Source organism: Candidatus Latescibacter sp. IFSED24, from assembly GCF_058273205.1.
This window is the reverse complement of sequence record NZ_CM177850.1, coordinates 760,585-782,754: the sequence shown is the minus strand read 5'-3', so window position 1 is coordinate 782,754 and position 22,170 is coordinate 760,585. Positions and strand designations below refer to the sequence as shown.

Below are 22,170 nucleotides of genomic sequence, written 5' to 3'. Positions count from 1 at the left end.
CTCCTCGCTGGGTGCGGTCAGGGCAGCCGACGCACCCAGACCTCGTGCAGCAGGCCCGCCAGGACCAGCAGGATCAGGGCGGGAGTGGCTAACCACCCCGCCAGTTCACGGTGCCAGGTGGAGAGGCGCGTCTCGTAGCGGCTGGTCTCCAGCTGGTCGATGGTGGCGAAGATCCGGGCCAGCGCCTCGGGATCGGTGGCCCGGTCCATGATGCCGCCGGTGTGGCTGGCGATCCGGCGCAGCAGGTCCTCGTCGATGTGGGTCTCGAGCTGCCGGATCCGCCGCCCCGCCGGAGTATCCACCGGGAACGGGGCCACGCCCTCGCGACCGATGGCCACGGTGTAGACCCGGACGTCGAGGGTGCGCGCCAGCTCGGCGGCGGTCTCCGGTTCGAGTGTCGGCACGTTGTTCATGCCGTCGGTCAGCAGGATGACGGTCCGGCTCTGGGCGTCGCTGTGCCGCAGCCGTCCCACCGCGGTGGCCAGGCCCAGGCCGATGGCGGTGCCGTCGTCGATCAGGCCCACCTGGATCTCGTCGAGGAAGCCGACGAGGACCTGGTGGTCGAGGGTCAACGGGCACTGGGTGAATGCGCGCGAGGCGAAGACCACCAGCCCGATGCGGTCGTGCGGGCGGCCGGCGATGAACTCGCGGATCACGTCCTTGGCCGCCTCGAGGCGATCCTTGGGCTCGAAATCCAGCGCCTGCATGCTGCCGCTGATATCGAGCGCGATCATGATGTCGATGCCCTCGCCCTCGATGGTCTGGCTCGTATAGCTGCGCCGCGGCTGGGCCAGCGCGACCACCATCAGCAGCAGCGCGATCGCCAGGAGCCAGGGCACCGACCGCGACAGGCGCACCCGCCAGCTGGTGGGCAGCGGACCGAAGAGCGCGGTGTGTGAGTGCCGCAACACCGCGACCGGCGCCGGCTGGCGGCGGCGCCACCACAGCAGCGCCAGCACCGGAATGGCCAGCAGGAGCAGCCAGGGATGAGCCAGGGTCAGCATGCCACGCCTCCCTGGTTGCGCAGATCGCGCCAGGCCGCCTCGGCGGCCGTCGTCGTCTCGGCAGCCACCGGCGTATAGCGCGGCCGGATCCGGACCGCCTCGATGAGATCCAGCGCCTCGTCGAGACCGGCCCGGCACCGATGCGCCGGGACCGGCTCGGGCGCGTACCGGTCATCGTCGCAGCGTTGCAGCAACCTCACGAAACCCTGGAGCGGCGTGGTGGGCCAGCCGGCCAGCTGGCCCGCCGCGCCGATCTCGGCGGGCGTCATCTCCTCGGCGGGCAGCTGGAAGCGCACGGCGAGGAAGCGGCGCAGGATGCCGGCGAGGCGGTCGAGAAAGGCACGGCCCGAGTCGGGCCCGGCAAGGGAAACCGCTGCGAGATCTTGCAAGGCCAACGCCGCCTCGACCCAGGCGAAGGCCGGCAAGGGCCTGTCCACCGGCCAGTCGCGAGACCCGCGACCCCGCAGCCGCAGCCCGAGCAGCACGATGGCCAGCAACAGGATCACGGCGCCCACCAGGATCAACACCCAGAGCGGGATTCCGCCCAGGCGGCGCGGGTCGCGCACCGGCGCCACCTGGTTCGGATCGGCCACGCGCCCCTGCACCGTGAGCACTGGCCCGGGCTCGCTCCGTGACCAGGCGGGTCGCCAGGGGCCCACGCGGTAGACGTGGAAGGGAAAGGTGAGGCGCGGTCCGGTGGCGGCGGGCAGACCGGCGAGGTCGACTGGCGGCATCACGCTGGCCGGCTCGAGCCAGGGGACATCCACGAGCAGGGAATCGGCCGGGAGATCCCCGGCATCGAGAGCCAGGTCGAGGACCAGGACCACCGGGTCCCCGAAGACGGCGGAGCGCGGCACCACGTGCAGCGCCACGGGTTCGTGACCGGCGTTGGCCCAGGCGAAGCGGACCACCGCCGTGTCGGGCGGCGTCACCGCAATACCGGGCGGCGCCCCGGGCTCCGGGGGCATGGTCTGGGCGCCGGCGAGGGTCGCCAAAAGCCCGAGCAGAATCAGCGACATGCCCAGAGGCGGTTTCAACGGCCACCTCCCGGTCGCCGCCGCCCCGCCCGCGCGGCGAAGAATCGTTGCAGAGGCTCGACGTAGCTGCCGGTGGCGTCCACATCCACCAGGTCGACGCCGGCGTTGCGCAGATCGCTCTCCAGACGCCGGTCGTGCCGCTGGGCCCGTTGTCGCAGTTGCTCGCGCACGGCCGCCGCTCCCGTGTCCACCAGGACGTCCTGGCCCGTCTCGGCGTCGCGCCATGTCACCAGCCCCACGTCCGGCAGTCCGGTCTCGCGCGGATCTCGCAGCCGGACCGCGACGCAATCGTGACGGCGCGCCACGGTGCGCAGGCTCGACGAGAAATCGCCGGTCCAGAAGTCGCTAACCAGGAAGACCGTGGCCTTGCGCTTGAGCACGCGGCCGACCAGTTGCAGCGGCTCGTCGAGATCGGTGCCCATGCCCTCGGGCCGGTAGGTCAGCAGTTCACGGATGATCCGCAGGACGTGGCTCCGTCCCTTGGCCGGCGGGATGTACTTCTCGACGTGATCGCTGAACAGCAGCAGCCCCACCTTGTCCTTGTTGGCGATGGCCGCGAAGGCCAGCACGCCGCAGAGCTCGGCCGCTGTCTCGGCCTTGGTGCGCTCGCCGCTGCCGAAGCGCCCGCTGCCGGAGACGTCGGCGGCGAGCACCACGGTGAGCTCACGTTCTTCCTCGAACTGCTTGACGTAGGGCGTGTCGGCGCGCGCGGTGACGTTCCAGTCGATGGTGCGCACATCGTCGCCGGGGGTGTATTCGCGGACCTCGCGGAACTCCACCCCCCGCCCCCGGAAGACCGAGTGGTACTCGCCGCTGAAGACCTCGTCCACCAGCCGCCGTGTACGGATCTCGATGCGCCGCACAGCCGCCAGGATCTCGGGCGGGATCGCGGTTGCGCCGGGATTGTTGCTGCTGGGCTCTCGCATCACGGCGGACAGCTCCAAGACGTCGGTTTAGGGAACCTCGATGCTGTCGAACAGGGTGCTGACGATGGCGTCGGCATCCATCTCGCGCGCCTCCGCCTCGTAGGACAGGAGCACGCGGTGGCGCAGCGCCCCGTGGCCCACCGCCTTCACGTCCTCGGGCACCACGTAGGCCCGACCCTGCAGCAGCGCCCGGGCCCGGGCCAGGCGGATCAGCGCCAGCGAGGCCCGCGGCGAGGCCCCGTAGGCCAGAAGCGGCCCGATGTCCAGGCCATACGTACGGGGCTCGCGGGTGGCGAAGACAAGGTCCAGGATGTAGGTCTTGATCTTCTCGTCCACGAAGACGCTCTCCGTGGCCAGCCGGAACCCGGCGATGTCGGCCGGGGTCAGGCAGGCGGAAGCCTGGGGCGGGGTGCCGCCGCCCATGCGCTCGAGGATGAGTCGCTCCTCGTCCTTCTGCGGATAGCCCACGCGGAGCTTGAGCAGGAAACGGTCGACCTGGGCCTCGGGTAGCGGATAGGTCCCCTCCTGCTCGATGGGGTTCTGGGTGGCCAGGACCAGGAAGGGGTCGGGCAGCGGGAACGTCGTCTCACCGATGGTGACCTGCCGCTCCTGCATGGCCTCCAGGAGCGCGCTCTGCACCTTGGCCGGGGCGCGGTTGATCTCGTCGGCCAGGATGATGCTGGCGAAGACCGGACCGTGCTTGACGGTGAATTCGCCGGTTTCCCGGTTGTAGATGGTGGTGCCGACGATGTCCGCCGGCAGCAGGTCCGGGGTGAACTGGATTCGCTGGAAACTGGCGTCCACCACCTGGCTGAGGGTACGCACCGCCAGGGTCTTGGCCAGGCCGGGGACGCCTTCGAGCAGGATGTGCCCGTCGGCCATCAGGCCGAGCATCAGCCCCTCGAGCATCTCCCGCTGGCCGACGATGACCCGGCCCGCCTCGCGCAGCACGCCGTCGAGGCGGCTGGCGATCTCCTCCGCATGGACCTTGTCCAGGGTGTTCTCCTGCATGAGCACCTCTCCGCTGACTGGTTCACTCTGGTAAGGGCTGCACCGGGCCGCCGAGGGCCCAGCCCCGTTCTACGCCGCAAGCGTCCGACGGTTCCCCATTCGCTGCCCCGGAAATCGGAGCCTCGGGGGCGGGCGGTAATGTACCGTGTGGCTTTTCACTTGCCAAGACCGGGTGATCACCGTTGAATTGTCGCCGAGGCCGTCGTCCACGGCGGTCGTCGGCCAAGGAGGCAACGTTGAGACTCTCTCCGAACAAGATCGAATATCTTGCCGATCGGATCCTGGTCATGCTGCAGGAAACCGGCCCGGTCCACCTGACGGCCAATCCGGAAACGGTCTGGAAGACCGTGGCCGACACCATCTTCGCCAACATGCGCGAGGAAGAGTCCATCGACGACGAGGTGGACGAACTGCTGGCCAAGCACCGGGCCGAGATCAGCGGCATGGAGATGGATGTGGGCGATCTCCGGCGGAAATTCAAGCGCGAGGTCGCCCGCAAGCGCGGCTTCACACTCTGACCAGGAAGGACGACCGTGCGACTGTCCGAGGAACGCATCGCCGTGATCGCTCGAGAGATCGCCGAGACCCTGCTGGACGAGGAACTGGTCGATCTGGAGATCGAGGAGGACAAGTTCCTCTTCCTGCTCGAGAGCCTGCTCCTGAAGGATCTGCGCATCGAGGACGAGATCGACGAGGAGGCCACGGCATGGCTCAGGAAGCACCGCTCGCGGCTCGAGGAAGGCAGCACCGAGTGGGAGGTCGAGATGGAGCGGACCAAGGAAGAGCTGGCCGTCACCCGCGGCTACGTGATCCGCTGACCGAGCCCACGCCCCGCCCGAAGGCCCATCCGTGCGCATCCTGATCGTCACTCCCTATCTACCCCACGCCAGCATCGGCCACGGCGGCGGCACCGCCATCCGTGGCCTGATCGGCGCCCTGGCGCGCCGGCACGAGGTGGGCGTGGTCAGCCTGCTGCGCCCCGGCGAGGACACGCTCACCGAAAGTGTCCGGGAGCTGGGTGTCGCCCTGACCACCGTGCCGTTCCTCGACACCGCCGCCAGCGGCCGGGCCCGACTGGGGCTGTGGGCCGCCCGGTCCCGCGCACTCGGCCGTGTTCTCGCCACCGGCTACCCTTTCTACGTCGCCAAGTACGAGAATGCCGCCCTGGTCGCGGCCACGCAGGCCGCCATCCGCGCATTCCGGCCTCACGTGGTCCAGATCGAGTACCTCCAGCTGGCGGGGCTCCTGCGCGAGCTGCGCCGCTGGCGCGACGCCCGCTCGCCCGGATCCCCGACGCCGCGCCTGGTCCTGGACAGTCACGAGCTGGGTTCGCTGCCCAGACGGCGCCGGGCCGGCGGCGCCCCCCTCCTCTTGCGGCCCTGGTTCCGGCGGCAGGCCGCCGCCTGGGACCGCCTGGCCCGCCATGCCAGCCTCTGGGCCGATGCCACACTGTGCGTCACCGAGCAGGACCGCCGGCTCTACGCCGATATCGGTGGTCGGAACCTGGTGACCGTGCCCCTGGGCATCGACACGCACAACCTGGCCTGCGAACGCGATCCCGAGCCGGTGCCGCGCGCGCTCTTCGTCGGCAGCTTCCAGCACCCGCCCAACCGGAGCGCCGCCCGCCTGCTCTGCGAGCGGATCTGGCCCCAGGTGGCGCCCCAGTTGCCGGATTGGGAACTGGTGCTGGCCGGCCCCGGCTCCGATGCCTTCCTCGCCTCCCGGCCCCAGACGCATCCGGGGATCCGGGCCACGGGATACGTGGACGACCTCACCCCGCTGTTCCGGTCGAGCCGCCTGTTCCTGGCTCCCCTCGTGGAGGGCGGCGGCATCAAGATCAAGATCCTGGAGGCCATGGCCCGCGGCATCCCCATCGTCACCACCCCCATCGGGGCCGAGGGCATCGCCAGCGAGGCGGAAGAGCTGGTCTGGTGGGCCCACTCGGCCGACGAGTTCGGGGCGGTGCTCCTGGCCGCCGCCAAGGATCCCGAGGGCGCCGCCAGGCGCGCGGCCCGGGCCAGGGAGCACGTGGAAGCCAGGTTCTCGTGGCAGGCCGTGGTCGAGTGGCTGGAAGACGTCTATGGCGGGGAACAGCCCGCCGCCGGGGCCTAGGCGGGCTCGCGGGTCAGGATCCGTCGCCGAGGCGTCGCAGCAGGTCGAGCGGCAAGCAGCGGGCGCCCCCGGCCAGTTCGGCCAGCAAGCTCACCTCCGCCAGCCGTTCCACGCTCTCCAGCCGGAAGAAGGCCTCCTGGAGGTCCCGGCCCCAGGCCACGGCTCCGTGTCCTCCCAGCAGCAGCGCCCGGGCGCCCGGGATCAGGGCCCGCACCGAGGCCGCCACCTCGGGTGTCCCCGCCGCGGCGGGGTCGGCCAGCGGCACCGGTCCCAGCAGGGCTGCGGTCTCGGTCAGGACGCGATGATCGAGAGCACGCCCGGCGACGGCGCAGGCCGTGGCGTAAGGAGGATGGCCGTGGCAGACGGCGCCGGCCTCGGCGCACTGCTGGTAGATCTCCCGGTGCAGACCCCACTCGCTGGTGACCCGCCCCCGTCCCCCAGTCACCGTGCCGGCCGCATCGACCTCGAGAAGATCCTCCGCCCGGAGCCATCCCTTGCAGACGCCGGAAGGCGTGACCAGAAAGCGATCGCCGCCGAGACGAACCGAGAGGTTGCCTTCGGCGGCGACGACGAGCCGACGCTGGTAGAGCTGTTCTCCGATCCGGACCAGGTCCTGGCGCGGATCACCCATCGGATCGGGACCGTCAGAAACCACGGTAGAGGAAGAGATGGGACATGACGTCCTCGAAGAACGCCAGTTCCTCGCGTTCGTCGGCGGCCCGTCGCTGGATCTCCACCTCGGTCAGCGGCACCTCCAGATCCTCGTTCTCGGCCCAGAGGCGGTCGATGGCCTTCTGTTCGAGGGCGTCGAGCATCTCGTCGGGGAAGCCCATCCGGCTGGCGACGAGGATGGTTCCCGTGGGCCAGTAGACCACCGGATCGACATCGTCCATCCGTGAGTAGAAGAGCAGTTCTGGCTCGAGCCGGCCGTCGGAGGGGATTCGCCAGAGATTGCGGCCGCGCTGCGTGGAGCCCGGCGCGCGGCGCGAGGAGGTGAAGTAGATCTCGGAACCCGTGGCGTTGAAGTAGGGCGCGTAGTTGTGCAACCCGACGATGGGGTCGCCTTCGGAGACGCTGGTCGTGGTCAGCCGCTGCAGGCTGTTGTCGATGGTCACCACACCGGTCTCCGCCTCCTCTGGATCGAAGCGGACCAGGAAGAGCTCGTTGGCGGAGCCGCTGTACTGCCCCACCAGATCGACCGAGGCGGAGAAGCAGATGGACCGCCCATCGGGGCTCCAGGCCGGATCCTCCAGGTCGGCCGCCTCGCTGGTGACCGGGAACGCGGTGACCGCCGCCGGATCGCCCAGGGTGTTCATGTCGAGCACCCACAGCGCCTCGCCGGTGCAGATGGCCTCCGGCTGGTTGGGCAGCGTGTTGCAGCCGTAGCGCGTGAACACCAGCCAGCGTCCGTCGGAGCTCAGCGCCGGATCGCCGTGGTAGTAGAACCAGAAGTTGGTGCCGCGGGTGTCGTCGTCCTCGATGAAGACCAGTTCGGGAACCACGTTGCCCGGGTTGGAGATATCCGCCATGAGCATGCGGTCGCGGTTGTCGAAGCGCATCAGGAACAGCAGCGTGGTGTCATCGATCCACACCGGACTGTCCTTGGTCAGCCGGTGCGCGTTCTCCACCACGTGGACGTTGGGGTAGTCGGCGCCGATGGGACTGTTGAAGGGGCCGACGTAGACCAGCTCCGCCCCCAGGTCCTGGATGTCGGCCACCGGGTCCCGGTAGATCATGGTGTCGGCCCAGATGTCGGCGGGGATGGGCATCAGGAGGATCTGGCGCGCCAGGACCGGTTCACTGGGATCCTCGCCTGGTACCGAGGGGATCACGCCCCAGTCGGCGGTGAAGGCGATCCGGGTGCCATCGGGCGAGAAGGTCGGATCCAGATACTGCCAACCGTCGCTGGAGGTGTCGATGGTCACCATGGCCAGGTCACCGCAGGAGTGGTTGCCGCAGATGACCAGTTCCTCCGCGGGATCTTCCTTGGTGGAACAACCAACGACGAACGCGGCGGCCAGCAGCAGGACGTAGGCCGCGGCCAGATAACGATTGCGGAACCCCTTCAAGATTCCGACCTCCCGTCGGGTGCGCAGATTGGCGGGCCGAGGCCCGGATGGCAACTCGTCCTGCCCGGCCGGAAGGCGCACAGGACGCATTAAAGTAAGGGCAGTCAGCCGAGCAAATCAACCTGTCAGTTCGTGAGGGTGAATCGGATCGGGACCCGGAGCCAGGACCAGATCGGGTAGTAGCCCACCTGGGCAGCCTGGTAGCCCCCCATGGGCAGTGCCTCCCGGGCCGCGGCCAGCAGGTCGCGGGGCGGCTCGCCCACGACCACGGATTCGACCGCCCGTCCCTGGGGATCGATGAGGATATCGAGCACCACCTCGCCCTGGATCCCCTCCCGGATGCAGTTCTCGGGATACGCGGGCACGATGGGCGCGATGACCTTGGCCGGCTTCCGACCCAGTTGCCGCAGACGCCGCAGCAGGTCGAGACTCTCCGGATGGCTGCACTTGCCGCGCCCCCGGAAATCGAACTCGGCGGCGGCGGACTGGTCGTCGCGGGCCCGGCGAGCGTCGGCGAGCAGGAAATCCACGATCGCGTCATCGGGCCAGTCGGCCGCCAGGCGGTTCAGGAGATCCTCGGCCCTGGCGAGCAGGCGCTGCTGGTCCCTGGTCCAGTCGCCGGACATGGCCGCCGGTCCGGAGGTCGGCTGGCAGTGCGGCTCCCCTTGCCCCGCGAGCAGATAGATCTGGGCGAGCAGGAGCAGCGACCAGGGGTCGCTCGCCCCCTCACTGAGGCCCAGTTCGAGCACCGAGACCGCGTCACCACCGTTGTGCAGCTCGAAGAGCTCGAGGGCCTCGGCGAACACCGGCCGGGCCAGACCGGACGGCGGGGCATGCTCCTGGCAACGCGACAGCAGATGCGGTCGCCAGGCTCCCTCCGGCGGCGGCGCTTCCTCGGCTGGCACCGGCGCCGTCAGGGCTGTCAACGCCGCCATGAGAGTCAGGCTCCAGATCCGCAGTCGATTCACGGTGATCCTCCCTGTGCGGGATCCAGCCGACGCGCCTCCGCCAGCGCTGCGCGGGCCTCGTCCTCACGACCCAGTGCCAGCAGGATCGCGGCGCGGTTGTGGTGGTAGACGGCCTGTCCCGGTTCCTGGGCCAGGGCGCGATCGATGGCCGCCAATGCTGCCTCGTGTTCCTCCGCCTGCAAACAGATCTCCGCGACGATGGCCCAGAAATCCGCACCTGGCCGCCAACCGGCGGGCAGTTCGGGCTGGTCCGAGCGAGCCCAGTCCACGGCCCGGCTGCTCGTTCCGAGCTGGCGGTCCGCCTGGATCAGGATCATGACCTCGGCACCGGTCAGCGCCGCAACGGGAACGGTGTCCAGCAACGCGGTCGCCGCCGCAACCTCGCCAGCCGAGGAGAGCACCAACGCCAGGAGTCGTCTCGTCTCCGGATCGGGCTGGCGTGCGTAGAGCAGGCCCAGCGGTTCGGCCGCGGCTGAGGCCTCGCCGCTGGCCAGGTAGTGGTTCACCTCGCCTCGCAGCGCCGCGTCGCAATCGGCACAGTCGCGACGTGCGCGACGGATCTGCTGCAGGGCATCGCGGCGGATGCCGAGAGCGTCGAGAGCCTCGGCGTACTCCAGGCGCCATGCGAACCGGCCCGGAGCCAGCGCCAGCGCCGCATCGAATTCGGCCACAGCCCGACCCTCCCGGCCCAGCGCCCGCAGCGCCCGGGCCAGATTGAGATGCGAGGCCGCATCGTCGGGCACCTCGCGGAGGACCGCCTCCAGGATCCCGACCGCCTCATCGGGTCGGCCGACAGCGGTCAAGGCGGCCCCCAACCGCTGGCGGACACGCCAGAGGTTCCGGGGTTCCACCGCTCCCGGCTTCAGCAACCCGGTGGCCAGGGCCACGGCCGCCTCGGCCTCTCCACCGGCGAGCAACTCGTCGAGCGCCGCCAGGCTGGACAGGTCGTCCGCCCCGGCCAGGCCCGCAACCAGGACACACACCAGACACGCTGCCCCTGGCCTCAGGTCCCTCGAGTTCATGGTGGCTCGATCCTCTTCATCGATGGCGGGGACAATTGACCCGACAACCTCATCCCTGGTATAATCCCCATGATTGAGGAAAAATTCCAGGACATCGTGACAACCGCAAGACAAGAGGCGGTTTAGATCGATGGACACGCCTGCATGGAGGACCAGACCAGCATGCCCATCCCCACGAGCGAGCGGTGTCGTCCCCGACGGGGCCGCCCAGGCCGTTCCATGCTGTACGTTATCCTGTCTCTGGCCCTGCTGTCAGGACAGGCCTCTGCGCTGCTGAACATCGATTTCGAATGCCCCTACTACGTCCACCCCGGCATGCAGGTCTGGGACTTCTGCCTGATCCAGGAGGGTGGGCTCTATCAGATCTTCTACCATGGGATCCTCGAGGAGCACAATCACCCGCGGTTCGCTCATCACATCTATCGCGCCACCAGCGAGGACCTGCGCCACTGGTCCCCGCCCGAGATCGTCCTCTCGATCTCCGACGAGGCCCACGAAGCCGAGGCCATCTGGGCACCCGACGTGGTCTTCGACGACGAGACCGGACTGTGGTGGATGGCCTACACCGGAGTCGACCACCAGTTCAACCAGCGGATCTGCATGGCCTGGTCCCGCGACCTCACGACCTGGTACAAGTCACGCGCCAACCCCGTGCTGGAGCCCGACCCTTCGCTCTTCTTCTACTATCCCAGTTCAGGCTGGGCCGAGTGCCGCGATCCCTTCCTCTACCGGCAGGACGGCCAGTGGCACATGCTCACCTCGGCCAAGATCCAGGGTATCCAGGGTGGGCAGGGCGTCCTGGCCCATGCCGCCAGCAGCGACCTCCTCCACTGGAGCCCCACCGACGTCTTCATGCTCAACGACGGGACCCAGCCCGGGCACACGCTCGAGAGTGGCCAGTATCACGAGCGCGAGGGCCGTCACCATGTCTTCTTCCTGGAATACGACGTCCAGGGCATCAGCTACATCGGAGCAGCCTCGGTTCCCGAATTGAGCTTCGAGCGGCGCACCATCATCGACCTGGGCATCGCCCCGGAGGTCGATAGTTTCGACGACGGCGCCAATTTCGTGTTCTCGCGCCTGGCTCCCTATCGCGAGACCGGCGCCTCGATCCTGAGCTACTGCGTCCGTCTCGACACCCTGCGCTTCCAGGACGGCAGCCTCGCCCCGGCCGTCTATCGGGCCAACCCCCTCGATCGCGACTGGGAAGTACATTCCGGGACCATGTGCCTCGGCAACCCCTGCTTCGGCGACAACCCGGCCCGCCGAGGCGAGGAACCCGCCGGACCGGTGGGCCAGTTCTACTTCGGCTCCAAGGAGTATTACCAGGGTCCCCTCTCGGGCCGTGGGGATCCGGGCCGCGACATCGGCGACTCGGCCATGGGACTCCTGAAGTCGCGGCCCTTCACCATCGAGGGCAACTCGATCTCGCTCCTGGTCGGGGGAACGTTCAACCCGGACAGCCTCTACGTGGCACTCGCAGACGCCGCCACCGACACCTTGCTCCGCGTCGCCACCGGCCTGGGCAGCGAGACCATGACCACCCGCTTCTGGGACGTCCAGGACCTCCAGGGCCAGGAGGTCTATGTTACGGTGGTCGACAACGACCCCTTCGGGCATATCAACGTCGATGAGATCGTCGAGAGCCATACCGAGTTCATCACCGGGATGGAGCCGACCACGCCCGCCTCCCCCATTCGCGATCTCGGCCCCATGCCAAACCCCTTCAATCCGGCCACGGACCTGCGTTTCGAGCTGGCCGCCCCTTCGGATTACCGGGTGACCATCCACGATCTGCGCGGACACCGCGTCTGGGACTCCGGGACGGTCGCGGGACGCGCAGGGCTGAACACGGTGCGCTGGAACGGTGCTGATCAGGCGGGGGTGCGGGCGGCAGGAGGACTGTACGTCTATCGCATCGAGGCGCCGGGGTCTTTCACCACCGGCGGCAAGCTCACGCTGGTTCCTTGAGTGGAGTACCGGAGAGAGCGCGGCAACCTGTCCTGACCACCGCGATGCCGAGCTCCGGTGCCGCGATCGCCATCAGCGGGACAGATAGATGAGACGCCCCGAGCCGACAGACGTGCCGTGAGTCAGCCGATACAGGTAGATCCCGGCCGCCGCCCGGCCGCCGCCGAGGCTCTCCCCGTCCCAGGCCAGGGTGACCCTGCCCGCCGAGACCCTGCCGCCACGCAGCCGCTGGACCAGATGTCCCCGCACGTCGAAGATCTCGAGCACCGACTCCCCGTCGTGCGACTTGGCGGCGCCATCCTCCAGGCTCATCTCCACCGTGGCCAGGTCGCGACAAGGATTGGGATAGACCCGGCTCGGCCGCAGGGATGGCATCTCCAGTCCTGGCTGGGCCAGGAATCCGGCGAGGAGGTCGGCCAGTCCAGGCACCCGGTTGGGCAGGGTCAGCGAGTCGTTCTCGATGGTGCCCGATTGTGTGGCGAGAGCGCCCCCGAAGAGGAAACGGAGGTCCTCGGCGATGATCTCACGATGGCGCTGGGCATGGGGGACATCGGGGCCACCTGTGGAGGCATCGAGGTCGCGCAGTTCGCGGTAGGCGGCCCAGCGCGATTCATGACCGTCGATGGCGGACCAGCAGAGCACGTGGCCCAGTTCATGGGTGGTCACGTAAGCCACGGTTTCGTCGGGCTGAGGCCCGAATCCTGGCGCGAGGAAGATGGCGTCGCGCCGGGCGAAGCTCGACAGGACCTCGGCGGGTAAACCAGGCAGCAGAAAGACGTCGACGTCCAGATCGGTGACGAATCCTTGCACGTCGCGGAGGGCCTCGGCCACGGGTCCCGGCGATACGGGCGTCAGCCCGGACCAGGGATGGCGTTCGGTATCGAGTTCCACCTCCCCCGCCGTGGGATGGTCCAGATAGACGCGACCGTCGCGGTAGGTCAGCAATTCGGCCTCGATCTCGGCCGGCGAATGGATGGTCACGTGCAGGCCGGTCGGCGTCTCCAGGGTCGTGGCCGACGCCGTGCCGACGCCGAAAAGACCGCACAGGACGAGGGTCAGGAGCAGGGGTCGGGAACCGATCCGACCAGCGCTATCGCGGTTTCCATGCTGAGACATTCCGGGGTCTCCTCGTCCGTTCCAGGGCCTCGCAGGCCATCCTCCACCATCATCGTCCATGCTCTGCGCCATATCGGAATATGACGCAGGGAGCATTCCAGATCCCCCGGATCCCGACGTGGTTCGCGACACCACGCCTGCGGCGATGTAAACCTCTTCCATGAAACAGCTTACATGAACAATTCGAGATCGTGACAATCATGGAGGGCAGGCGCCCCAAGGCGACGGCCACGAACATGCGCCAAATGGCTCAGAATGCTGGTGATTATAACACAGATAATATTTATTGAATATTGATAATTGCCGATTCCAGGTTGAACCCAGAAATCCGGCTCACCGGTCTAGCGCGAGGTAGGCAGGGAGGATCAGGCGCCGTGGGCGCCCGGAGTCGGATCGAGGGGCACGGTGAGGTCGCTGGCCCGGGAGCTGGCGCCGAGGCGGCCGAGAACCAGGGCTCCCAGGCCGAAACAGAACGCTGCGAATTTCAGGATACGACCGAGCCAGGAGATCAGGATGATCAGCACCAGGGGCAGTCCAGCCGGCCCCAGAAGCGCGGCCAGGAAGGCGGGCAGGTGCAGCAGGGCCATGCCCAGAAATGCCTCTCGCCAGGGATTGCCGCAGCCCAGACCGAGACGCGCACACAGGCGCTGGCCCACGACCAGGGCGGACAGGCCCACAGCGCCCAGATCGAGGAAGATCACCACCAGCAGGACCAGCAACGCCACGGGAATGCCGATGACCGTCAGCACCAGGATCGCACCCAGGCCGAGCAGGACCATGTGCCCCACCAGCGCCATGATCAGGCCCACGCCGAAGCACTCACCGGGGCGACGGAGCAGCGTGAGCGTCATGGTCTCGAGACGCCGCCGGGGCGTGAGGGCGACCATGAGGAGGACCAGGAAGAGCAGGAGCAGGAAGAGCGCCTGGTAGCCCCAGAACCCCAGCCAATTGCCCCGGATCTCGCGCATCCCCTCGGGCAGGAAGGACAGGCCCGGATCCACCACCGTCAGCGCCCCGTACTCGCTACCGGCCAGGAAGTCACGCTGGCCGAGGATGGAGATGATCTCCCCCTCGACCTCGGCATTTTCCCCCAGCTGCAAATCTCCGAGCACCACCACCAGATCTCCCTGGATCCGCCCCTCCACCAGCACGTCGCCCATCACGGCGATGACGTCGCCCAGCACCAGTTCGTCGGCGAAGATCTCCACATCGTCCTTGAACTTGACGATCCCGCCCTCGATCACCCGCTCTGGCTTGGGGGCCACGACGGGCACGATATCCAGACCCTTGCCATCGAAGCTCCAGGTGAAGCCGCGCTGATCGTCACCGAGGCGAAGAGTGTCCGGCATCTCGTCCAGGATCACGCGGGTGATGGAGCTGATACCCTCGCTGAACCGCTGGCCCAGATCCTCGGGGATCTCCAGGGTCACCTCACCGCCGCGGCCGTCCCGCAGGCTGACCTGTCGATCCTCGACGGCGACCTCCAGCTGCGAGAGCTGATCGGTGAGCATGCCGATGGCCTCGCTGAGCGCGGTGATGGACTCCTCCATGTCCTCGACCCGCTCCCGGCGCGGCGACGCCTGGCGATCGAGACCATCGAGCGAATCGCGCAAGGCGGCCACGATCTCGGCATAGCGCTGGATCTGAACCCGCAGCGTGTCGCGGCGGTCGGCCTGGCTCGGCTGCGAACGGGAAGACGAACGGGAGGCGGACTGAGCGCCCGCCTCTCCGGGAACCATGATCACTGCTGTCGCCACCAGACAGACCGCCACCAAGCAGGAGGCGAGACGGCCGAACTGGAGCGAGTGCCTCATGAAATCACGCCCCTTCCCGACCAGCGGTCAGGGCCAGGGCCAGACGGCGACCCATGCGTTGCAGTTGCACCGCGGCCTCGGGCAGGCAGCCCACAACCGCAGCGATCAGTGCAGGATCGGGAACCATGTCTGCGAACCGTCCGGCCACGACCGCCACGGCGATCATGATCCCGGCAAGGCGCGTGGCGCGTGCCCGCACCCAGGCCGGCAGGGTTTCCTGCTCCAGGAAGATCGGGACTCGCTGCTGGCGCAGGCCAGCCATGGCCCGGTAGGAATCATAGGGCACCGCGGCCAGGACCTTGGCGTCGAAATCAGCAGGAGGCTCGCGCTCGGGCAGGGTCTCCAGGAGGGTGACCAGTCTCTCGAGACGGGCCAATTCCTCGGTACACTGCTCGCAGGCGCGGACATGTAGGAACACGCGCATGGAATCGGGCTTGCTCAGCCCCCCGTCGCGATACTCCTGTAGCCATTGCTGGCATTCGGCGCAGGTCAGGTGGGGTGCCTGGCGAGAATGCTGGCCGCTCAAATCAATTCTCCTCGCTCGAAGCCGATCCTCGACTTCTTGCACGGTGGCCGGGACGGGAGAAGCCCGGAAACCGTCTGCGGACGGGAGCGAGCACGCTGGGCGTCCTCGCTCCCCCGACCGCGGCAAACGACGTATCCCCCGACAACGACATGTCCATTCGCCACGGTTTCGAAATGTCAACCCATTCACCAGAAGGCACTTGCGCTGCCCGCAGCGCCATCGGATCCGGGTCGACACCCATCTTACGGAATCCCCGTGGCCCAGGTTTCACCTAAATCTCGTAATTCCTGGCGGCCAGCAATTGCTGGATCATGTTCCGCGCCCGGTGGATCCTCGCCTTCACCGTGCCCAGGGGGAGCTGCAGGGTCTCGGCGATCTCCTCATAGGAGAGCTGCTCATCATGACGGAGCAGCGTGATGATCCGGTAATGCGGCGGCAACTCGGCGATCACTTCCTCCAGCTTCTCCAGCGCTTGCCGCCGCTGCATGACCACGTCGGGCTCGGGCCCTGTGGCCGGGATCTGCAACTCGGCTTCCTCGTCCTCGCTGCCGCCGTCACGCTCCACCGAGAGGAATCGGAGACGCTGGCGGCGCAGGTGGTCGATGCAGTGGTTGGTGGCGATGCGGAAGAGCCAGCTGCTGAAGGCATATTGCTCGTCGAACCGGTCCAGGAGGGTAAAGACCTTGATGAAGACCTCCTGAGCGAGATCGCGAGCGTCCTCGTCGTTGCGGACCATGCGCCAGCAGAGATTGTAGATTGCAGCGCGATAGCGGGTCAAGACCTCCTGGAAGGCGGCCTCTTCCCCCCGCTTGCAGCGGCGGATGAGCTTGAGATCGGCACGACGATCAAACATGGTAGGAACCTGGAGCTGCCTTATTCTGTCTGCGGTAAGCGGCAACATTGGCAGCTTGCCGGCGGCTGGTCAACAACGGTTTCCCATCCATTGACACCCGCGAACCAGGGGCCTAGACTGCCGCGCGCCACCAGATCGGATGCAGGGATCGCCAGGGAACCCACCCGTACGATCCACCCGACGCCTCAGGAGGAGTGAATTTGAGCGCCATTGAACTGATCCAGGCCCGGGAGATCCTCGATTCCCGTGGCAACCCCACCGTCGAGGTGGATGTGCTGCTGACCGATGGCTCGGCTGGCCGGGCCGCCGTCCCCAGTGGCGCCAGTACCGGTGAGCACGAGGCCCATGAGCTGCGTGATGGCGACAAGGATCGCTACCTCGGCCGGGGGGTGCTGAACGCCATCAAGAACATCCAGGGCATCGAGGACGAGTTGGTGGGGCTGGATGCCACCGACCAGATCCTCGTGGACCGTGTACTCATCGAGCTCGACGGCAGCCCGAACAAGTCCAAGCTGGGCGCCAACGCCATCCTCGGCGTGTCGCTGGCCGTGGCCAAGGCTGCCGCCGAATCGGTGGGGCTGCCGCTCTACCAGTACCTCGGCGGTGTGGCGGCCAGGACCCTGCCCGTGCCCATGATGAACGTCCTGAACGGGGGGTCCCACGCCGACAACAACGTCGACCTCCAGGAGTTCATGATCATGCCCCTGGGAGCGCCCAGCTTCTCGGAGGCGCTGCGTTACGGGGCCGAGACCTTCCACACGCTCAAGAAGCTCCTGAACGAGAAGGGCCTGGCCACCGGGGTGGGCGACGAGGGCGGCTTCGCCCCCAACCTGGGCAGCAACCGCGAGGCCCTCGACCTCCTGGTGCTGGCCATCGAAAAAGCCGGATACAAGCCCGGCGAGGAGATCGCCATCGCGCTGGATCCCGCCAGCAGCGAATTCTTCCGCGACGGCAAGTACGTGCTCGAAGCCGAGGGTGGTGAGCCCTGGGATTCCGACCGCATGATCGAGTTCTACGCCGATCTGGTGGACAACTATCCCATCGTCTCCATCGAGGATGGGCTCGCCGAGGACGACTGGGAAGGCTGGAGCAAGCTCTATGAGCGCCTCGGCAATCGCATCCAGCTCGTGGGTGACGACCTCTTCGTCACCAATCCGGAGCGGCTGACCCGTGGCATCGAGGTACGTTGCGCCAACAGCATCCTGATCAAGCTGAACCAGATCGGGTCGCTGAGCGAGACCCTCGAGACCATCGAGATCGCCAAGCGCGCCAGCTTCACCAACGTGGTCAGCCACCGCTCGGGTGAGACCGAGGACGCCTTCATCGCCAGCCTGGCCGTGGCCACCAACGCCGGCCAGATCAAGACCGGCTCGCTCTGCCGCAGCGATCGCGTCGCCAAGTACAACGAGCTGCTGCGCATCGAGGAAGAACTTGACGATCTGGCGGTCTTCCCCGGACACTCGTGTTTCTACAACCTGCGTTGATCCGATCGGGGGCCGGCTCGCGGCCGGCCCCGCCCCTACCGTGGAGGATCCGGCCGTGTCGGACAAGGATGTCCCCCAGCGCCGCTCACCATATTTGCGACCCCGGCCACCCGGTGCAAGCCTCGCCAGAGGGACCGTCGTGTGGTTGCTGGGCGCGGGCGTGCTGATACTCGCGCTTGTCTCCCTGGTCGGTGAGAATGGCCTGGGCGAATACCTGCGACTGCGCGCCGAACGGGACCGTCTCCAGCGGGACCTCGACAGCCTCACCGCCGAAGCCGCGACCTTGCAGGCCAGCCTCGACGCGCTGCAGCACGACCCCCTCGCCCTCGAGAAACTGGCCCGGGAACGCTACAACATGCGCCGCGAAGGCGAAGAAGTGATCCTGCTGATTCCCGAATCCGACCAAATACCATCCCATCCTTGACACTCCCAGGACCCCCACATACATTGGCCCAACGAACCTATTTGATGGGTGCGGGGTGGAGCAGTCTGGTAGCTCGTTGGGCTCATAACCCAAAGGTCGCAGGTTCAAATCCTGCCCCCGCTACCAACGATCGAGGCCCGACAGAGATGTCGGGCCTTTCTCGTGTCCGGAGGTCGGCGTGTCTGACGCGAACAAGACCTATGCCGCCATCGATGTGGGCAGCCATTCGGTGAAGCTGCGTCTGGCGCAACGCAGCAGCGCGGGTGCTTGGCGGACACGGTCGGACCAGGTCGTGATCACGGGCCTGGGCACTGGGCTCGCCGGATCCGCACACCTCGACCCCACCGGCGTGGAGCGGACCCTGGCCGCCCTGCAGGACTTCACGGCCCTCGCCCGCCAGCACCGGGTCGCGGGCATGGCCGCGGTGGGCACCATGGCGCTGCGCCTGGCTGTCGATGGTCAGGATTTCCGGGACAGGGCCACCGCGGTGCTGGGCATCCCGCTGGAGATCATCAGCGGAGACGAGGAGGCGAGGCTGACGTACCTCGGCGCCGTTTCCAGCCTGCCCCGCCCCCCGGGCGCGGCGGCGCAGCTGGTCTTCGACATCGGCGGCGCCAGCACCGAACTGGCCTGGGGCCACGATCGACAGCCAGCCGAGCGCCGCAGCCTCGCCCTCGGCACCATCACCCTGACCGAAAGCCATGGCCTCGCAGACCGGGTTGGCCCGACGACCTGCGAGGCGGCGCTGCAGGTGGTCAAGCAGGCGCTCGACACGCTGCCCGTCTTCGCGACGCCAGCACGGCTCGTGGGCATCGGCGCCACTCCGGCGAGTCTGGTGGCCCTGGCGCTGGCACGCGAGGTGGCCGACAGCGACGAGGTCCACGGCAAGACACTGGAGCCGGCTGTCCTGCAACACTGGCTGATGACACTGAGCGACCTGACGACCAGTGGCCGACGCAACCTGCCGGGGCTGCATCCCGACCGGGCCGCGGTGATCCTGGCCGGAGCCATCATCACCACCGCCGTGGCCCAACGTTGGCGCGGCGTACCGCTTCTCATCAGCGCCTGCGGACTGCGGCAGGGACTCCTGGTCGACCGCTTCGCCGACTGACTGCCGGTTGCCTAAAGGCTCCGCTTGCCATAATCTCGGCGGCATCGTCAGCACCAAGACCCTGCGGATCCTGATTCACGGGAAGGCGAGTCATGCAGCAACGAGGTCAGTGGAGCGGTCGGCTGGGCTTCATCCTGGCGGCCGCCGGGAGCGCCATCGGCCTGGGCAACCTCTGGAAGTTCCCCTACGTCACGCACCAGAACGAGGGCGGCGCGTTCGTCCTGGTCTACATCGCCGCCGTGATCCTCGTGGGCTTCCCCATCATGGTCGCCGAGGTGTTGCTAGGGCGCCGGACGCAGCGCAGCCCGGTGGGCGCCTTCGCCGCCCTCGGCCAGGGCCGACCGGGAGGCAAGGCCTGGACCGCCCTGGGATTCCTGGGGGTCAGCGCCGGCTTCATCATCCTCTCGTATTACAGCGTGGTGGCGGGCTGGACCGTCCACTACATCGTCCTGGCGATCCAGGGGAAACTGGCCACCCTCGCCCGCGACGCCACGGCGCTGCAGGACCATTTCCTGACGGGCTTCCTGGCCGACGGCACCCAGCAGGTCGGCTACCACCTGGCGTTCATGATGGCCACCGTCGGCGCGGTCTACTTCGGCGTCAAGGAGGGGATCGAACGGGTGGCCAAGATCCTGATGCCGCTGCTGTTCGCCATCCTCCTCTTCCTGGTGGTCTACTCGGCCACGACCAGCGGCTTCGGCGATGCCATGCGCTTCCTCTTCCGGCCCAACTTCGGCGACCTGACCGCCTCCTCCATCCTCGAGGCGGTGGGGCAGGCGTTCTTCTCGCTGAGCCTGGGCATGGGCGCCATGCTCACCTACGGCAGCTACATGCGCCGGGACAGCAGCATCCCCCGCTCGGTGGTGGAGATCTGCCTCCTGGATTCGCTCATGGGCATCCTGGCCTGCGTCATCATGTTCTCCATCATCTTCACCTTCGACCTCGAGGTGACCCAGAGCGCCACCATCCTCTTCACGACCCTGCCCACGGTCCTGGTCCAGCTGCCGCTGGGCGGCGTGGTCCTCGCGCTCTTCTTCGTGCTCGTGGCCTTCGCCGCGCTCACGTCCACGGTCAGCCTGATGGAGGTGGTCTCGAGCTACGCCATCGACGAACTGGGCTGGTCGCGCCAGCGCGCCACCTTGACCATGGGTGCGGCCATCACGCTGTTCGGCGTGCTCAGCGCGCTCAGCATGGGCAGCAACGCCACCCTGTCCAACCTCAACCTCTTCGGCAAGGAGTCGACCGAGGGAATGTTCTCCTCCCTGGACTACCTGGCCGCCAACTGGCTGCTCCCGGTGGGCGGGCTCCTGATCGCCCTGTTCGTCGGCTGGATCCTCAATCCACGCGACGTGCGCGACGAACTGGAGGCAGGACACGGGGCCATGGGCCGCAACTTCGGATTCCTGCGGTTCGCCCTGCGCTTCGTGGCGCCGCTCGCCGTGGGCGCCATCCTCTTCTCCATCATCTTCCTGGGCGCGGAGTACCAGTAGTTGCGGGGGCCCGCCGCACAGCCCGGCTCCAGAGCCCTGCAGGCCACGCTGCGAGGCTTCTTCCTGTCCGCCGCCGGCATGGACGGCGGCTTCTTCCTGATCATGGCCGCCATGCCCTTCAAGGTCCTCGCCCTGGGCGGCGACGCTCTCGCCCTGGGCCTGGTGCCGGCCATCGGCGCGGTGACCTACATCGTGTCCGCGCCGCTCTCCGGTCACTGGAGCGACCGGGTCAGCCGGACACTGCTCTGCCTGGCAGGCGGCTCCGTGCTCATCGTCTGCGCCGTCCTGGCCTGGCTCGTCCAGCGACTGGACCTGCTCCTGGCGCTGCAGGTCCTCATGGGCCTGGGCAAGGCGCTCTACTGGCCCACCGTCCAGGCGACCCTGGGTGACCTGAGTCCTGGTGACCGCCGCATCCCCGTGCTGGGTCGATTCAACGTGGCGTGGTCGGCGGGCAAGGCGCTGGGCTTCGCCCTGGGCGGTGTGCTCCTGGCCTGCTGCGGCTTCCGCACCGCCTATCTGGTGGGGGCGGTCAGCGTGGCCCTGGCCTTCGCGGCGCTGCCCAAGAGCGCGCTGGTGACTGCAGGACTGGCCGCCGTGAAGACGTCGGGACCGGCGACTGCGACCGACCAGCAGCACGATCCGGCCACGCTGCATGCTTTTCGCGCCATGGGTTGGATCGCCAACACCGCCGCCTACGGGGCGTTCGGCATCCTCACCGCACACCTGCCGCAATGGTTCGCCCAACACGGCTGGGCGGCCAGCCACTACGGCTGGTACCAGGGAGCGATCCTGGCGTGCCAGACCACGGTCTTCTTGCTGCTGACCGGTCCATTGAAGCTGGCCTACTCGGCCTGGCGGCTCTGGCTGCCCCAGGCAGCGAGCGTGGTCGCCGTGCTGCTGGTGCCCTGGCTGCCGGGGTTCGGCTCGTTGCTCCTGACCGCGCCCTTGATCGGGCTCGGTTGCGGGGTCTGCTACACCGCGAGCATCTTCTACAGCCTGGAGATTCCTGGCCAGCGCGGGCGCAACGCGGGAATCCACGAGGGGCTGGTGGGAGCCGGGGGATTCTTGCCGCCGGTGATCGCCGGCCTGCTCGTCCGGGCTGGTCTCGGCCTGGCCGCACCGTACTGGTTGGCGTCGGGACTGCTGCTGCTGGCCCTGCTGGCGCAGATCGCCCTGCACGCTCGCCGATCCCGCCCGGCTTGAACCCGAACCGCTCCGTGCCAAGGACGACC

19 protein-coding genes, 1 tRNA gene and 1 pseudogene are annotated in these 22,170 nt (G+C 67.9%); 9 read left to right on the top strand and 12 right to left on the bottom strand.

What is annotated here, in order from left to right:
• Nucleotides 1-17 precede the first annotated feature (17 nt).
• From IFSED24_RS03120 to IFSED24_RS03105, 4 genes are read right to left on the bottom strand one after another with little or no spacing between them, the layout of a single operon-like run.
• A complete protein-coding gene (locus tag IFSED24_RS03120; RefSeq protein ID WP_491333762.1) occupies nucleotides 18-1,004 on the bottom strand; it encodes a vWA domain-containing protein in 987 nt (328 codons plus the stop codon).
• Entirely contained in the window at nucleotides 998-2,041 is a 1,044-nt protein-coding gene (locus tag IFSED24_RS03115; RefSeq protein WP_491333761.1) for a hypothetical protein, read from the bottom strand. Before IFSED24_RS03115 ends, IFSED24_RS03120 begins: the two co-directional genes overlap by 7 nt.
• Entirely contained in the window at nucleotides 2,038-2,967 is a 930-nt protein-coding gene (locus tag IFSED24_RS03110) for a DUF58 domain-containing protein (RefSeq protein ID WP_491335022.1), read from the bottom strand. Before IFSED24_RS03110 ends, IFSED24_RS03115 begins: the two co-directional genes overlap by 4 nt.
• A gap of 27 nt (nucleotides 2,968-2,994) precedes the next feature.
• Nucleotides 2,995-3,978, bottom strand: coding sequence for an AAA family ATPase (locus tag IFSED24_RS03105; RefSeq protein WP_491333760.1), 984 nt, complete (start codon nucleotides 3,976-3,978; stop codon nucleotides 2,995-2,997).
• 182 nt (nucleotides 3,979-4,160) lie between these two features.
• On the opposite strand from IFSED24_RS03105, the pseudogene IFSED24_RS03100 reads away from it, so the two are divergent.
• Nucleotides 4,161-4,796, top strand: a pseudogene (locus IFSED24_RS03100) (DUF507 family protein).
• Nucleotides 4,797-4,827: 31 nt separating this feature from the next.
• Nucleotides 4,828-6,090: a glycosyltransferase family 4 protein gene (locus IFSED24_RS03095; protein WP_491333759.1), complete on the top strand. Its 1,263-nt coding sequence runs from the start codon at nucleotides 4,828-4,830 to the stop codon at nucleotides 6,088-6,090.
• Between the two features lie 13 nt (nucleotides 6,091-6,103).
• Here the strand turns inward: IFSED24_RS03095 and IFSED24_RS03090 are convergent, their stop codons facing one another.
• From IFSED24_RS03090 to IFSED24_RS03075, 4 genes are all read right to left on the bottom strand, one after another.
• Nucleotides 6,104-6,721, bottom strand: a complete 618-nt coding sequence (locus IFSED24_RS03090; RefSeq protein ID WP_491333758.1) for a class II aldolase/adducin family protein — start codon at nucleotides 6,719-6,721, stop codon at nucleotides 6,104-6,106.
• Between the two features lie 13 nt (nucleotides 6,722-6,734).
• Complete coding sequence (locus IFSED24_RS03085; RefSeq protein WP_491333757.1) at nucleotides 6,735-8,159, bottom strand: TolB family protein; 1,425 nt, start codon at nucleotides 8,157-8,159, stop codon at nucleotides 6,735-6,737.
• Nucleotides 8,160-8,284: 125 nt separating this feature from the next.
• Nucleotides 8,285-9,127, bottom strand: coding sequence for an energy transducer TonB (locus tag IFSED24_RS03080; protein WP_491333756.1), 843 nt, complete (start codon nucleotides 9,125-9,127; stop codon nucleotides 8,285-8,287).
• Complete coding sequence (locus IFSED24_RS03075) at nucleotides 9,124-10,110, bottom strand: tetratricopeptide repeat protein (RefSeq protein WP_491333755.1); 987 nt, start codon at nucleotides 10,108-10,110, stop codon at nucleotides 9,124-9,126. Before IFSED24_RS03075 ends, IFSED24_RS03080 begins: the two co-directional genes overlap by 4 nt.
• 258 nt (nucleotides 10,111-10,368) lie before the next feature.
• Here IFSED24_RS03075 and IFSED24_RS03070 point away from each other — a divergent pair, with 258 nt between their 5' ends.
• Nucleotides 10,369-12,120, top strand: a complete 1,752-nt coding sequence (locus IFSED24_RS03070) for a family 43 glycosylhydrolase (protein ID WP_491333754.1) — start codon at nucleotides 10,369-10,371, stop codon at nucleotides 12,118-12,120.
• 72 nt (nucleotides 12,121-12,192) lie between these two features.
• Here the strand turns inward: IFSED24_RS03070 and IFSED24_RS03065 are convergent, their stop codons facing one another.
• The 4 genes from IFSED24_RS03065 to IFSED24_RS03050 form a co-directional block, all read right to left on the bottom strand.
• Nucleotides 12,193-13,236, bottom strand: coding sequence for a FlgD immunoglobulin-like domain containing protein (locus IFSED24_RS03065; RefSeq protein WP_491333753.1), 1,044 nt, complete (start codon nucleotides 13,234-13,236; stop codon nucleotides 12,193-12,195).
• A 365-nt stretch (nucleotides 13,237-13,601) separates the two neighbouring features.
• Nucleotides 13,602-15,050 carry a hypothetical protein gene (locus tag IFSED24_RS03060; protein ID WP_491333752.1) on the bottom strand — a complete coding sequence of 483 codons (1,449 nt, stop codon included), beginning with the start codon at nucleotides 15,048-15,050 and terminating at the stop codon, nucleotides 13,602-13,604.
• 4 nt (nucleotides 15,051-15,054) lie between these two features.
• Nucleotides 15,055-15,576 carry a zf-HC2 domain-containing protein gene (locus IFSED24_RS03055; protein WP_491333751.1) on the bottom strand — a complete coding sequence of 174 codons (522 nt, stop codon included), beginning with the start codon at nucleotides 15,574-15,576 and terminating at the stop codon, nucleotides 15,055-15,057.
• 271 nt (nucleotides 15,577-15,847) lie between these two features.
• Nucleotides 15,848-16,429 carry an RNA polymerase sigma factor gene (locus IFSED24_RS03050; RefSeq protein ID WP_491333750.1) on the bottom strand — a complete coding sequence of 194 codons (582 nt, stop codon included), beginning with the start codon at nucleotides 16,427-16,429 and terminating at the stop codon, nucleotides 15,848-15,850.
• Between the two features lie 200 nt (nucleotides 16,430-16,629).
• Between IFSED24_RS03050 and eno the strand changes: the two genes are divergently transcribed.
• The 6 genes from eno (at nucleotide 16,630) to IFSED24_RS03020 (ending at nucleotide 22,141) form a co-directional block, all read left to right on the top strand.
• Nucleotides 16,630-17,913 (top strand): phosphopyruvate hydratase, encoded by a 1,284-nt coding sequence (gene eno / locus IFSED24_RS03045; protein ID WP_491333749.1) that lies wholly within the window; start codon nucleotides 16,630-16,632, stop codon nucleotides 17,911-17,913.
• A gap of 139 nt (nucleotides 17,914-18,052) precedes the next feature.
• Nucleotides 18,053-18,337, top strand: coding sequence for an FtsB family cell division protein (locus IFSED24_RS03040; RefSeq protein WP_491333748.1), 285 nt, complete (start codon nucleotides 18,053-18,055; stop codon nucleotides 18,335-18,337).
• Nucleotides 18,338-18,386: 49 nt separating this feature from the next.
• Nucleotides 18,387-18,463: transfer RNA gene (locus IFSED24_RS03035), tRNA-Met, on the top strand.
• A gap of 52 nt (nucleotides 18,464-18,515) precedes the next feature.
• Nucleotides 18,516-19,448, top strand: a complete 933-nt coding sequence (locus IFSED24_RS03030) for a Ppx/GppA phosphatase family protein (protein WP_491333747.1) — start codon at nucleotides 18,516-18,518, stop codon at nucleotides 19,446-19,448.
• A 92-nt stretch (nucleotides 19,449-19,540) separates the two neighbouring features.
• Complete coding sequence (locus tag IFSED24_RS03025; RefSeq protein WP_491333746.1) at nucleotides 19,541-20,938, top strand: sodium-dependent transporter; 1,398 nt, start codon at nucleotides 19,541-19,543, stop codon at nucleotides 20,936-20,938.
• Nucleotides 20,939-22,141, top strand: coding sequence for an MFS transporter (locus tag IFSED24_RS03020; RefSeq protein WP_491333745.1), 1,203 nt, complete (start codon nucleotides 20,939-20,941; stop codon nucleotides 22,139-22,141).
• Nucleotides 22,142-22,170: the final 29 nt, after the last annotated feature.